A 13,020-nucleotide genomic window follows, 5' to 3' on the forward strand; every position below is an offset into this window, starting at 1 on the left:
GGCGAGGCCAACCGGCGGTTTGCTTGCAATCATCAAATTCCCTGACATAGCCTTGCCAAGAAGTTGCGGGTCGATTCGCCCGCATCTGCTGTCGTTTGCGTAAAGCTCGGGTGCCGAGAGCAGGGCGCACGGCCATATGTTGAGCCGTGATCTGGGGACAAGTCTGGCTGTCACGACGAAAATGTCGGGCCGCCGGTCCGGAACCGGCCAATCCCGGCGTGCTTGGTGTAAAATAACGCATGCGAGGGCGTTGAGGATGTGGAGTCGGAGATGACGCAGCCTGCAAAGGTCACAGAACCCTCCATGGAGGAGATTCTGGCCTCGATCCGGCGCATCATTGCCGACGACGAGGCCAAGCCGCCGCCGGCCGAGGCTGCGAAGCCTGCGCCTGCGCCCGCACCGCCTGCGCCAAAGCCGCAGGCGATGAACGACATTCCGCCGTCCAAAGTCTCGCCGCCGGTGAAGCCGGCTGCCGAGAAACCCGCGCCACCGCCCGCCGCCAAGCCGGCGCCGCCTCCGCCCCCTGCGGCAGCCGAATCCAACAACCAGGATGATATCGACGCGCTGCTGGCTGGCCTCGATGGAGCGACCGCCGCACCCGAGATGCGGGCGCCCGAACCGGAGCCTGAGCCCGAAGCTGACGTTCTCGAACTGACCGACGAGATGGCGGTCGAGGTTCCCGAGCCGACACCACCTCCGCCGCCGCCGAGCTTCCGCAAGGTCGAGCCGCGCGACGATCTCGAATTCGCCGAATCGGCGCCGCCGCGTCCTGTGCCGCCGCCGTCATATGCGCCGGTCGACTACGATGCCCCGCCATTGCCGCCGCAGCAGCCGATCCTGGCGCAAACCACGGTCTCGGCGGTCGAATCCGCCTTCAATTCCCTGGCCCACACGGTGCTCAGCAGCAATGCGCGGACCTTGGAGGACCTGGTCAAGGAGATGCTGCGCCCGATGCTGAAGTCCTGGCTCGACGACAACCTGCCGGGCCTCGTTGAACGCATCGTGAAGGCCGAAATCGAGCGGGTCTCGCGCGGCGGCCGGTAGGACCGGCCGCAGAGCCCTCATAAATGCCCTGCTTGTGCATCATCTTTGGCTCCCGACCGAGCCGGGAAGCCCCGCTGCCACCTGGCATTCCGTTGACCTTTTCGTTGACTTGGCCCCCGCGCGCGGCTTTCTAACGGCCCCATGATCGAGAAAAATTACCAGCCCGCCGATATCGAATCCCGCATGTCCGTCGTCTGGGAGGACAGCCTTGCGTTCAAGGCCGGCCGTCCTGACCGCCGCGACGCAGTGCCCTTCACCATCGTGATCCCGCCGCCAAACGTGACGGGCTCGCTGCACATGGGACATGCCCTCAACAACACGCTCCAGGACATCCTGTGCCGCTTCGAGCGGATGCGCGGCCGCGACGTGCTGTGGCAGCCCGGCACCGACCATGCCGGCATCGCCACCCAGATGGTGGTCGAGCGGCAATTGATGGAGCGCCAGCAGCCCGGCCGCCGCGAGATGGGCCGCGAGAAGTTTCTCGAACGGGTCTGGCAGTGGAAGGCCGAGAGCGGCGACACCATCATCAACCAGCTCCAGCGGCTCGGCGCCTCCTGTGACTGGTCGCGCGAGCGCTTCACCATGGACGAGGGTCTGTCGAAGGCCGTCGTCAAGGTGTTCGTCGAGCTGCACCGCGATGGCCTGATCTACAAGGACAAGCGGCTGGTGAACTGGGACACCAAGCTGCTCACCGCGATCTCCGATCTCGAGGTGCAGCAGACCGAGGTCAAGGGCAGCCTCTGGTATCTGCGCTATCCGATCGAAGGCAAGACCTTCAGCCCGGACGATCCCTCGAGCTTCATCGTCGTTGCGACCACGCGTCCCGAGACCATGCTCGGCGACACCGGCGTGGCCGTGCATCCCGAGGACGAGCGCTACCAGAAGCTGGTCGGCAAGCACATCATCCTGCCGCTGGTCGGCCGCAAGGTTACGATCGTTGCCGACGACTATTCCGATCCCGAGAAGGGCTCGGGCGCAGTGAAGGTGACGCCTGCACACGACTTCAACGACTTCGAGGTCGGCAATCGCCACGGCCTGCGCCGGATCAGCGTGCTCGACAGGGAAGGCTGCCTCGATCTCCTCGACAACGAGGATTATCTGCGCGATCTGCCGGAAGGTGCCGCGCAATTCGCCGAGGAATTCCACAAGGTCGACCGCTTCGCTGCGCGCAAGCTTATCGTCGAGCGGCTGGAGGCGTTCGGCTTCGTCGAGCGGATCGAGCCGCACACCCACATGGTGCCGCATGGCGATCGCTCGGGCAGCGTGATCGAGCCGTATCTGACCGACCAGTGGTATGTCGACGCCAAGACGCTCGCAAAGCCCGCGATCGCGGCGGTGCGTTCGGGCGAAACCAGCTTCGTGCCGAAGAACTGGGAAAAGACCTATTTCGAGTGGATGGAAAATATCCAGCCCTGGTGCATCTCGCGCCAGCTGTGGTGGGGCCACCAGATCCCGGCCTGGTACGGTCCGGACGGCAAGGTGTTCGTCGCCGAGACCGAGGAAGAGGCCGTCAGCCACGCGCTCGGCTACTACGTCGAGCAGGAGGTCATCACGGTCGAGCAGGGCCGCGAGATGGCGCTCGACCGCAACAAGCGCGAAGGCTTCATCACCCGCGACGAGGACGTGCTCGACACCTGGTTCTCCTCGGCGCTGTGGCCGTTCTCCACGCTCGGCTGGCCCGAAGACGCGCCCGAGGTGGAGCGCTATTACCCGACCAACGCGTTGGTGACCGGCTTCGACATCATCTTCTTCTGGGTCGCCCGGATGATGATGATGGGCCTGCACTTCATGAAGGAGGTGCCGTTCTCGACGATCTACATCCACGCCCTCGTCCGCGACGAGAAGGGCGCCAAGATGTCGAAGTCGAAGGGCAACGTCATCGATCCGCTCCACCTGATCGACGAATACGGTGCGGACGCGCTGCGCTTCACGCTGGCCGCAATGGCCGCGCAGGGGCGTGACATCAAGCTCGCGACCAGCCGCGTCGAGGGCTATCGCAACTTCGCGACCAAGCTCTGGAACGCCTGCCGGTTCGCCGAGATGAACCACTGCGCCGTGCCCGACGGTTTCGAGCCGACGAAGGCGAAGGAGACGCTGAATCGCTGGATCGCGCATGAGAGCGCGCACACCACGCGCGAGGTGACCGAGGCAATCGAAGCCTATCGCTTCAACGATGCCGCCGGCGCGATCTACCGCTTTGTCTGGAACGTCTATTGCGACTGGTATGTCGAGCTCGCAAAACCCGTGCTGCTCGGCCCGGACAGYCCCGCCAAGGACGAAACCCGCGCCATGGTGGCCTGGGCGCGCGATGAGATCCTGAAACTCCTGCATCCCTTCATGCCCTTCATCACCGAAGAGCTCTGGGAGGTGACGGCCAAGCGCGACGGCCTGCTCGCACTGGCGGAATGGCCGCTGAAGCAGCCGGCCGAGCCGACGCCGGAGAAACTGGCGATGCTCGCTGCGGCGGCCGGACCGACCGAGCAGCTGCTGTCGCCGGTGCTGGTCATGCCGATGTTCGACCACGCCGACTTCACCGATCCGAAGGCTGAGGCCGAGATCGGCTGGGTGATCGACCTCGTCACGCAGATCCGCTCGGTGCGCGCCGAGATGAACATCCCGCCGGCAACGCTGACGGCGCTGGTGCTCGCCGGTGCCTCGGCCGAGACCAGGGAGCGCGCACCGCGCTGGAGCGACGTGATCAAGCGGATGGCGCGGCTGTCCGACATCTCCTTCGCCGATCGCGCGCCTGACGGTGCGGTTCAGCTCCTGGTGCGCGGCGAGGTCGCCGCGCTGCCGCTGAAGGGCGTGATCGATGTCGCGGCCGAGCGCACGCGCCTCGACAAGGAGATCGGCAAGGCCGACGCCGACATCAAGCGTGCCGAATCCAAGCTGGCGAACGAGAAGTTCGTCGCCAACGCCGCCGAAGAGGTGGTCGAGGAGGAGCGCGAAAAGCGTGAGGCGGCGCTGGCGCGCAAGGCCAAGCTGCTGGAGGCGCTGGAGCGGTTGAAGCTGGCGTCGTAGCCTCTCTGTCATTCCGGGATGGTCCGAAGGACCAGACCCGGAATCTCGCGATTCTCAGGTGCGCAATTGCGCACCATAGTTCGCGTCTTCGACGCGCCCCGGAATGACGGCTACTTCGGAAACGGCTTGCTCAGAAACCTCGAGCCCTTGACGCCATAGCGCCAGGGCAGCTCGACGGCCTTGGTGATGCCGATCCGGATGCCTGCTGCCACCTCCATTTCGGCCGTCCGCGCGTGCAGCGCGAGCGGCGGCCGGTCCAGCGGCAGGGTGTTGTGGGCGATTGTGATGCCGAGCGCTTCCGTCAGCTTGCCCGGGCCCGAGCACAGTGCGTGCACGTCCTGGAGATGGCGACGGCGCCGCATCGCAGCCAAACCATGCGTCGGCTCCAGCGCGCGGATCAGCACGGCGCTGGCCGAGCCTTTCTCCTCGCAGACGAAATTGACGCACCAGTGGATGCCGTAGGAGCGGTAGACATAGGCATAGCCGGGCGGACCGAACATGATTTGGTTCCGCGGCGTCGGGCCGTTGTAGGAGTGGGCCGCGGGCTCGGTATGATGATAGGCCTCGACCTCGACGATGATGCCGCCGATGCCGTCGACCAGCATGGTGGCGCCGATCAGGTCCGGGGCGACCTCGTGAACGCTGCGCGCAAAAAAGGCACGCTTGAGCGGCTTGCCGAGCCGCAGTTTGGAGGCATTCGATGCTGGAGCCATTCGAGCCGAGAATCGCCTGAGAACAGAGCAGGATATTGCCCATATCTGCCATGTTCCCTGAAGCGGGGCGAGCCGGGTTGCGATGCGTGGCGAGACCGACTAGGTAGGACCTGAACAGACCGGATACCCCATGGTCGTTATTGTCGATACCATCTCGAACCCGCTGCGCCCGCGCCACCCCGAAAAGGTGAATCGCCCCGATTCAGCTTCGCCGCCGAAGCCGGACTGGATCCGCGTGCGCGCGCCCAACACCCGCGGCTATGCCGACACCCGCAATATTGTGCGGGCCAACGGCCTGCACACGGTGTGCGAGGAGGCGGGCTGTCCGAATATCGGCGAGTGCTGGGACAAGAAGCACGCGACCTTCATGATCATGGGTGACACCTGCACCCGCGCCTGCGCCTTCTGCAACGTCAAGACCGGCCTGCCGAATGCGCTGGACGCGGCTGAGCCTGCGAATGTCGCCGAGGCGGTGGCCAAGCTGGGGCTGGCGCACGTGGTCATCACCTCTGTCGACCGCGACGATCTCGCCGACGGCGGCGCCGAGCATTTCGCCCAGACCATCCGCGCCATCCGCGCAGCATGTCCGTCGACCACGATCGAGATCCTGACGCCCGACTTCCTGCGCAAGGAGGGGGCGCTGGAGGTCGTCGTCGCGGCCAAGCCCGACGTCKTCAACCACAACCTCGAGACCGTGCCGTCGCGCTATCTCACGGTGCGGCCCGGCGCGCGCTACTTCCACTCGATCCGGCTGTTGCAGCGGGTCAAGGAACTCGACCCGGCCATCTTCACCAAGTCCGGCATCATGGTCGGCCTCGGCGAGGAGCGCCACGAGGTGCTCCAGGTCATGGACGATCTCCGCTCGGCGGAGGTCGATTTCCTGACCATCGGCCAGTATCTCCAGCCGACCCGCAAGCACCACGCCGTGATGCGCTACGTGCCGCCGGACGAGTTCGGATCTTATGAAAAGGTCGCCTACACCAAGGGCTTCCTGATGGTGTCGGCGAGCCCGCTCACCCGTTCGTCGCATCATGCCGGCGAGGATTTCGCGAGATTGAAGGCCGCACGGGCCGCGCACGCCCGCTGAACCGCTATGCCCAAATTTTCGAGCAAGCGCCGTGTCAATCACAGCGCATCCGAGATGTTTGATCTGGTTGCGGATGTCGAGCGCTACCCGGAATTCGTGCCGCTGTGCAGCGCGTTGAAGGTCCGCCAGCGGATGGCGAAACCCGACGGCACCGAGGTGCTGATCGCCGACATGACGGTGTCGTTCAAACTGGTCAAGGAATCCTTCACCAGCCGCGTGACGCTCGACCGCGCCAACCTGAAAATCCTCGTCGAATATCTGCAAGGTCCGTTCAGCAACCTTGAAAACCGCTGGACCTTCGAGCCCAAAGGTGAGGGCGTTTGCGACGTCGGCTTCTTCCTCGCCTACGAGTTCAGGAGCCGCATGCTGGCGATGCTGATGGGCTCGATGTTCGACGCCGCCTTCGCACGCTTCTCCAGCGCGTTCGAGAAGCGCGCGGATGCGATCTACGGCCGGCCGAAGCTGGCGTCGACGTAGCGGCTGCTCGCGTAGCCCGGATGGAGCGTAAGCGTAATCCGGGCGCTCTTGGCGTGCTGACCCAGTTGTCCCGGATTGCGCGACGCTCCATCCGGGCTACGGGAATCGCTCTCAATCCACCGCCTTCACGATGTCAGGCGGCTGCGAGGCGTAGTAGGCCGCGGCCTGATCGATCTCCTGCGCTGTCATCGCGCGCGCGATGTTGCGCATCTGCTGGCTGATGTCGTTGCGCCGTTCGCCTGAGGCGAAGGCCTGGAGCTGGGCCTTCATGTAGGCCTCGGACTGGCCCTCCAGCCAGGGGCTGCCGGTCTTGTTGTCGAGGCTGCCATGGCAAGCGCCGCACGGCGCGATGCCGCGGATCGGCGCGCCGTAGATGACAATGTTGGGTTTCGGCAGAAGCGGCGTCGGATGATAGGCCGGCAGCCGCGGCAGATAGGCGTAATAGTTCGAGAGATCCGCGATCTCCTGGTCGGTCAGGTTKACCGCGAACGGCGACATCACGGCATTGGTGCGCGCGCCCGAGCGGAAATCGTGCAGCTCCTTGTAGATCACGGCCGCATACTGGCCGGCGAGGTTGGGCGAGTCCGCGCGGCTGATCCCGGTCGGGCCGTGGCAGATCGCGCAGCGCTGCGCCAGCGTCGCGCCGCGGCCGATCGCCTCCTGGCTCGGGCGGGCGAGGGTCGACGAAGTCAACACCACCGCCGACAGGCGCTTGTCCTGCGACGACGCGGCCGTGGCGGTGCGCTGCGGCACGCCGGCGGCGCTACAGATGGCATCCCAGACATTTGCGAATTGCACCCAAGGCTGCGCGAAGGGCAGCACGATGAAGCCGGCGATCGCCGTGACGATGAAGATCGTGGCCGTGATGCCGACACTGCGCGTGAAATGGCGATTGCCGAAGGTGAAGAGGTCGCGGGCGCTCATCATTGCGCTCCCACATAGACGGCGGGCACGGATGTGCCCTCGGTCAGCGCCAGCGTCAGGATCGGATAACCGTAATTGGTGATGGTGAGCCCGATCATCAGCGCCACCCACAGCGCATGCGTGTTGAGCGCGACCGGCACGGTCTTCGGCTCGTGCACGGCAAGCGCAAAGCGATAGGCGCCGGCGTCGGCCGCGGGCGCGCGCATGCCGCGGGCCAGAATGACCAGGAACAAGAGTCCGGAGGTCAGCAGGATGAAGCCGCCGACCGCGGAGAGGGTCACGGAGAGCGCCTGCGGCGCGATCGCGGGATCGCCGAAGTCGAAATAGGCCATGCGGCGCGGCATGCCGAGAATACCGACCCAGTGCCAGGGGAAGGTGGTGACGATCATGCCGACGAACCACAGCCAGAGCTGGGTGCGGATCAGCCGGAGGTCGATCAGCTCGCGGCCCGTCAGATGCGGCCACAGATCATAGGCGATCGCAAAGTACATGATCACGATGGCGCCGCCGAAGATCAGGTGGAAATGGCCCGTGATCCACTGCGTGTTGTGGATGGAGGCGTCGAGCTGGTAGCTCATGTTGATGAGGCCGCCGGCGCCGCCGAAGCCGAGCATCACGAACGAGAACGCGAGCGCCAGCATCATCGGGTTGTCCCAGGGCAGCGCCCTGATCCAGCCGAACATGCCGCGGCCGCCGCGCAGACGCGCTGCGATCTCGACGGAGGCGCAGATCGTGAACACGGTCAGCAGCGTCGGCAGCGCGACCAGCGCGGTGAAGGCCGAGTGGATGAACTTGAAGCCGGCGCCGACCTGCGGATCGGCGAAGGTGTGGTGCATGCCGATCGGCATCGCCACCACCAGGAACAGGATGAAGGAGATCCGCGCCATGGTGTCCGAATAGACCCGGCCGCCGATCGCGCGCGGCACGATGGTGTAATAGGCGATGTAGGTCGGCATCAGCCAGAAATAGACGATGGCGTGCAGCGTCCAGGAGAAGAAGACCCGGGCAAGACCGGCGTCGATGGTCGCCTTCAGCCCGACCGAAACCGGAATGATCTGCAACAACAACTCGAGCGCGGCGCCGACCGCGGTCCAGGCCCACAGATAGGAGCCCGCGACATTGGCGAACATGGCGAKCGGCACCGGCGCTCCGGGATTCGCCTTCCGCCAGACCCGCAGATTGATCGCCATCAGCGCGACCCAGATCCAGGAGCCGACCACGACCAGCACCACGCCGATGTAGTAGAACGGGCTGCCGATCAGCGGCGGATAGAAGGTGTAGAGCACCGAGGCGCGCCCGAGCGCGATCGGGACCATCGCCATGATGCTGCCGGCGACGATCAGCCAGAATCCGGCCCAGGCCCAGCGTACGCCGACCAGGCGCTGCTCCAGCGCGGACTCGCTGATGGCATAGCCGAAACCCATCGCGACCAGGGTCGGGAACACGTAGCCCATCACAGTGCCGTGCGCGGTCAGCGAGCGGTAAAAGAGCTCGGGATTGGACAGCCAGGTGCCGATCGGGCTGCGGATGAACATCTGCCAGGCGCCCAGCGTCAGGGCTATGCCGAACACGGCGAAGGCCAGCCAGAAATGGGCGAGGATGAGCTTCCTATTGGCCAACACAGCTCAGCCTCCCGCCACCCTTCGCGCGATTGGCGAAGTCGGCCTTGTCGATCACCTTGACCTTGCCCCACATGCCCTCATGGCCAAAGCTGCAAAACTCCTGGCAGGGCATCAGATAGTCGCCGGTCTTCGTAAAGCGCATGAGCTGCTCGGAGATGTAGCCCGGCACCAGCATGGTGTTGACATTGGTGCCCTGGATCAGGATGCCGTGCACGACGTCGGCGCTGGTGGCACGCAGCATGATCGGCGTGTCCAGGGGCACCACGATGCAAGCCGGCGTGAAGGAATATTGCTGACCGATCGCGCGCACCGTCACCGTGCCGTTGGCCTCGAGCACGCTGCCGAGATTGCTCTCAACGAATTCGCCTGAGAGATGCAGCCGCGAGGGATCGGTGGTCTCGACGCGCGGCTGCGGCATGGTTGCGCGATGGATGCCGGCGAACGCGGCCAGCAGCGCCATCATCACGATGATGACCACGGCTATGGTGGCCCAGCGCCGCTCGACGCGGGCGGCGACCTCGGCACTGCGATGGCTGTCCTCTGCGCTCATTGCAGCGATCCGCGCGGCAGGAACACGAACAGATAGAAGGCGAGCCACATCGCGACAACGCAGGCCGTGGCGATGCCGGCAAGCACGATCGCGCCGGACGGGCCCTGCGCGACAACCTCCTCGACGGCCTGGTCGGCGGCGGCTGGGCTGGTCGGCGGATCGGAATTGATCATGACGTTTCTCTGGCGCCTCTCAGTTCAGCGGTGCGGACCGCAGATCGTTGGCCTCGCGCGCCGAGACCGGCGTGCCACGATTGCCCCAGGCGGTGCGGATGTAGGAGACGACGGCGGCGACCTCGTTGTYGGACAGGAGGCCTGCGAACGGCGGCATACCATAGGGCATCGGATTGCCCTTGGTGCCCGGCGGGTAGCCACCGTTGAGCACCATGCGGATCGGGTTCACGGCCGACTGCATCTCGATCGACTGGTTGTTGGCGAGCGGTGGCCAGTGCGGCGGCTTGCCTTCGCCCTGCGTACCGTGACAGCTCGCGCAATTCTTGTCGTAGACGGTCTTGCCGAGGCTGATCAGCAGGCTGCTTTCGGTGGTCGGCAGCGCCGAGCTCGGCGGCGGCGGCGGCGAGGGCTCCGAGATGCCCTTGAGGTACACCGCCATCGCCTTGGTGTCCTCGTCGCTCAGATATTGCAGGCTGTTGTGCACGACTTCGGCCATCGGACCGTAGACGACGCCGCGCGCCGAAACGCCGGTCTGGAGCAGGTCAGTGATGTCCTTGATGCTCCAGTCGCCGAGCCCGGCCTCGCGGTTGGAGGTGAGCGAGGGCGCGTACCAGTTCTGCATCGGGATCAGGCCGCCCTTGAAGGCGTCCGATTGCGAGGTGCCGCCGAGCGCATTGATGGGCGAATGGCACATGCTGCAATGACCGAGCCCCTCGACCAGGTAGGCGCCGCGATTCCATTCCGCCGATTTGGTCGGATCAGGCTTGAACTCGCCCTCGCGGAAGTACAGCGTGCGCCAGCCGAGGATGAGCTGGCGGTTGTCGTAGGGAAAGCGCAGGTCATGCGGCTTGTTCTTCTGGTTCACCGGCGCGATCGAGCGCAGATAGGCGAAGATCGCATCGCTGTCGGCGCGCGTGACCTTGGTGTAGGACGCAAACGGCATCGCCGGATAGATCAGCCCGCCGTCCGGGAAGCGGCCGCTGTGCATGGTCTTGTAGAAGTCGTCGGCGTTCCATTTGCCGATCCCGGTCTCCGGATCCGGCGTGATGTTGGAGGTGTAGATCGTTCCGAACGGGGTCGGCATCGGCCGCCCGCCGGCGAACAGGCGGCCCTCGGCGGCGGTGTGGCAGGCGGTGCAATCGCCGGCGCGGGCGAGATATTCGCCGCGCGCGATGATGTCGCCGCTCTTGTCGCTTGCTTTGTCTTGCGCCTGCGCAGCCGTGGTGAGCGTGGCGAGAGCCAAGAGTTTGACCGATAAGAGCGTGATCGACAATCTCGAGCCCATCATGCGCCTCGTCAGTTGGGCTGGCTGCCGCAGCCGAACGGCAGCGCGTAGGTGCCTTTCGGTACGGGTACCGGGTTTGCAGGCGCCGGCCGCGTCGCGAGCCAGGCCGCGACCGCGGTAACGTCGGCCTCGGTCAGATGACCGGCAACGAGCTGCATGCAGTCGGGGGCCTTCGCCGTGCGGGTGCCGTAGCGCCAGGCGCCGAGTTGGGCGCTGACGTAATTGGCGCGCAGGCCGAGCAGTCCGGGAATGCCGGGCTGCATGCCCGTCAGCGCAGGACCATGGCAGCTCACGCAGGCCGGAATGCCGCGGCCGGCGTCGCCGCCGGTGACGAGCGCCTCGCCCTGCGCCAGCACGTCCTTGCTGACCTCGCTTGGCGCCGGCTGCGGCAGCGGCGGGTGCTCGCTGGCAAAATACTCCGCCATCGCCTCCAGATACGGATCGGGCAGAAATTCCAGCAGATAGTTCATCGGCGGGTATTTGCGCCGGCCGCTGCGGAAGGCGAGGAGCTGGTTGTAGAGGTAGCCGGCCGGCTTGCCGGCAAGGCGCGGGAAATAGACGTCGCTGGTGCCTTCGCCCTTGTTGCCGTGACAGGGCGTGCAAGCCTCCACCCGCGCAGCCATCGTATCCGGCGGCTGGTTGACGGTTTGGGCGACCGCACCATCAAAGGTAGCCGAGTAAACGATGGCAACGGCCAAGGCCGCATCGCGAGCGAACAATTCGTCGCCCTCCAGAAAGCTGGGCCGGTTGATTCCGGACCACAATGTAGAGCGGCATTATTGCGCCAATATTTTCCTGCGCAAGCTCGGACAAGAGCGATGACGTTTGGTCGCGCCTGCACGTCTGCGGTCCGCTCGATTTCGACAAGATTTGCGTGGTTTTTGAAAAGCAAACATAACGCTGCGGTCTGGCGACGTGTCTCGCCCGAGAGCTACGCAAACTCGGAAGTTCGGTAAAGGTAAGGTGGGATATTTTGCGCAGCCGCATTGATCGGGCCGGTCGGGCGTTTTGCCCGACAGGCCACGCAAGCGACCGTGCATGCCGAGGGCCCCTGGCTCGGCGCACAACCAACGACTCAAACTCCGCAGGCTGGGGGTGACAAGTGCAGTTTGTGCCAAAACGCTCCGTGCTGACGGAACGCCCCTTGCCGCTGGCGGCACACCTGCGACAGCTGCATTTCATGAGCTGTTCAACTACCTTGCGAGTCGGGCGCGGGGGCTTATGTCGCGGGACCAAGGGACATGGCACGTTGGAAGCAATCGTGGAGCGAAGAAGACCTCAGGAGGCTCAGGACACTCGCAGGTACCAAGCCGATCACGACGATCGCGAAAGAGCTCGGAAGGACCACAGGGACCGTGCTCGCCAAGGCGATCGAGCAAAAGCTTCCCGTCATGCACCGGATCGATCGAACGACACAGTGATCTCGTGGCTTCCTGCTGATTGAGATCAGGGGTTCACTGTCGCATCGGCGCAATCCGGATCTCCCGCCGGCGAACGCGGTGTGCCCCCGGAATGCGCTTCGCGTGACGCGCTTCCATTCTCCTCGACACCAAACGCCGCCAAGTGCAAAAGGTGGGCTATCGCCGCCCAGGGATGGGCCAAGCGCTGAGCAAACCCGCACGGATCGATCGACCATGGGCCAAACTGTTCCAACGATTTTCAGGGAGATCGCCGACACAGATGTCGAGGGCGTAGCCAATGCGCTGGTCGAAATGCAGGTGCACTATCACGCCCACTGTCCCGCGCGGGACGCGATCATTGGGGGGTTGAGGTCGCGGCCTGCGGGATCACGAATTCTGCTGGCCTGTGAGAACGATGAAATCGCCGGTCTCGCGTGCTTTAATGCGATCTATCCTGGGCCGGGTTTGACGTCGGGCTTCTTCTTGAAGGAGCTCTACGTTCGTCACAATCGACGCAGCAGCGGATTAGGGTCTGTACTCAATAGGGATTCCATCTGAAATTAGTTTGTGATTCAAGCATCTCAGCGGAAGGGAGGCTTGAATGGCAAAGCAGGTCTACTGGCTCAGCGATGCGGAATGGCGGCGGGTTGAGCCGTTGTTGCCGCGAGGGCGCAAGGGAGCCCATCGGGTCGATGATCGACGCGTGATCAGCGGCATCGTGCAC

12 protein-coding genes and 1 pseudogene are annotated in these 13,020 nt (G+C 64.9%); 6 read left to right on the forward strand and 7 right to left on the reverse strand.

Annotated features, from left to right (window positions below):
- The first annotated feature begins 270 nt into the window (after window positions 1-270).
- Both ACXJL8_RS17615 and ACXJL8_RS17620 read left to right on the forward strand, forming a co-directional pair.
- Complete coding sequence (locus ACXJL8_RS17615; protein WP_456623905.1) at window positions 271-1,044, forward strand: PopZ family protein; 774 nt, start codon at window positions 271-273, stop codon at window positions 1,042-1,044.
- 141 nt (window positions 1,045-1,185) lie between these two features.
- Window positions 1,186-4,065 carry a valine--tRNA ligase gene (locus ACXJL8_RS17620; protein WP_456623906.1) on the forward strand — a complete coding sequence of 960 codons (2,880 nt, stop codon included), beginning with the start codon at window positions 1,186-1,188 and terminating at the stop codon, window positions 4,063-4,065.
- A 110-nt stretch (window positions 4,066-4,175) separates the two neighbouring features.
- On the opposite strand, the gene ACXJL8_RS17625 is transcribed toward ACXJL8_RS17620, so the two are convergent.
- Window positions 4,176-4,778 carry a DNA-3-methyladenine glycosylase gene (locus tag ACXJL8_RS17625; RefSeq protein ID WP_456623907.1) on the reverse strand — a complete coding sequence of 201 codons (603 nt, stop codon included), beginning with the start codon at window positions 4,776-4,778 and terminating at the stop codon, window positions 4,176-4,178.
- A gap of 130 nt (window positions 4,779-4,908) precedes the next feature.
- Here ACXJL8_RS17625 and lipA point away from each other — a divergent pair, with 130 nt between their 5' ends.
- Window positions 4,909-5,865, forward strand: a complete 957-nt coding sequence (gene lipA, locus ACXJL8_RS17630) for a lipoyl synthase (RefSeq protein ID WP_456685311.1) — start codon at window positions 4,909-4,911, stop codon at window positions 5,863-5,865.
- 6 nt (window positions 5,866-5,871) lie between these two features.
- Window positions 5,872-6,342 (forward strand): type II toxin-antitoxin system RatA family toxin, encoded by a 471-nt coding sequence (locus ACXJL8_RS17635; RefSeq protein ID WP_456623909.1) that lies wholly within the window; start codon window positions 5,872-5,874, stop codon window positions 6,340-6,342.
- 111 nt (window positions 6,343-6,453) lie between these two features.
- Here the strand turns inward: ACXJL8_RS17635 and ACXJL8_RS17640 are convergent, their stop codons facing one another.
- The 6 genes from ACXJL8_RS17640 to ACXJL8_RS17665 are packed head-to-tail and all read right to left on the reverse strand — an operon-like array spanning window position 6,454 to window position 11,615.
- Entirely contained in the window at window positions 6,454-7,266 is an 813-nt protein-coding gene (locus ACXJL8_RS17640) for a c-type cytochrome (RefSeq protein WP_456623910.1), read from the reverse strand.
- A complete protein-coding gene (locus ACXJL8_RS17645) occupies window positions 7,266-8,888 on the reverse strand; it encodes a b(o/a)3-type cytochrome-c oxidase subunit 1 (protein WP_456685312.1) in 1,623 nt (540 codons plus the stop codon). The genes ACXJL8_RS17640 and ACXJL8_RS17645 overlap by 1 nt, the downstream gene beginning before the upstream one ends.
- Window positions 8,875-9,438 (reverse strand): cytochrome C oxidase subunit II, encoded by a 564-nt coding sequence (locus tag ACXJL8_RS17650; protein ID WP_456623912.1) that lies wholly within the window; start codon window positions 9,436-9,438, stop codon window positions 8,875-8,877. The genes ACXJL8_RS17645 and ACXJL8_RS17650 overlap by 14 nt, the downstream gene beginning before the upstream one ends.
- Window positions 9,435-9,611: a hypothetical protein gene (locus ACXJL8_RS17655; protein ID WP_027542758.1), complete on the reverse strand. Its 177-nt coding sequence runs from the start codon at window positions 9,609-9,611 to the stop codon at window positions 9,435-9,437. The genes ACXJL8_RS17650 and ACXJL8_RS17655 overlap by 4 nt, the downstream gene beginning before the upstream one ends.
- Before the next feature lie 19 nt (window positions 9,612-9,630).
- Entirely contained in the window at window positions 9,631-10,899 is a 1,269-nt protein-coding gene (locus ACXJL8_RS17660) for a cytochrome c (RefSeq protein WP_456685313.1), read from the reverse strand.
- A gap of 8 nt (window positions 10,900-10,907) precedes the next feature.
- Complete coding sequence (locus ACXJL8_RS17665) at window positions 10,908-11,615, reverse strand: c-type cytochrome (protein ID WP_456623914.1); 708 nt, start codon at window positions 11,613-11,615, stop codon at window positions 10,908-10,910.
- A gap of 915 nt (window positions 11,616-12,530) precedes the next feature.
- Between ACXJL8_RS17665 and ACXJL8_RS17670 the strand changes: the two genes are divergently transcribed.
- Window positions 12,531-12,854: a GNAT family N-acetyltransferase gene (locus ACXJL8_RS17670; RefSeq protein WP_456685314.1), complete on the forward strand. Its 324-nt coding sequence runs from the start codon at window positions 12,531-12,533 to the stop codon at window positions 12,852-12,854.
- 43 nt (window positions 12,855-12,897) lie between these two features.
- A pseudogene (locus ACXJL8_RS17675) lies at window positions 12,898-13,020 on the forward strand (IS5/IS1182 family transposase); the annotation flags it as partial.

Source organism: Bradyrhizobium sp. P5_C11_2, from assembly GCF_054049755.1.

What these genes read in the sequence shown, in the direction of transcription:
- ACXJL8_RS17615 (WP_456623905.1), top strand. Translation starts at nt 271, where the DNA reads ATGACGCAGCCTGCAAAGGTCACAGAACCCTCCATGGAGGAGATTCTG.
- ACXJL8_RS17650 (WP_456623912.1), bottom strand. Translation starts at nt 9,438, where the DNA reads ATGAGCGCAGAGGACAGCCATCGCAGTGCCGAGGTCGCCGCCCGCGTC.
- ACXJL8_RS17655 (WP_027542758.1), bottom strand. Translation starts at nt 9,611, where the DNA reads ATGATCAATTCCGATCCGCCGACCAGCCCAGCCGCCGCCGACCAGGCC.
- ACXJL8_RS17625 (WP_456623907.1), bottom strand. Translation starts at nt 4,778, where the DNA reads ATGGCTCCAGCATCGAATGCCTCCAAACTGCGGCTCGGCAAGCCGCTC.
- ACXJL8_RS17670 (WP_456685314.1), top strand. Translation starts at nt 12,531, where the DNA reads ATGGGCCAAACTGTTCCAACGATTTTCAGGGAGATCGCCGACACAGAT.
- ACXJL8_RS17635 (WP_456623909.1), top strand. Translation starts at nt 5,872, where the DNA reads ATGCCCAAATTTTCGAGCAAGCGCCGTGTCAATCACAGCGCATCCGAG.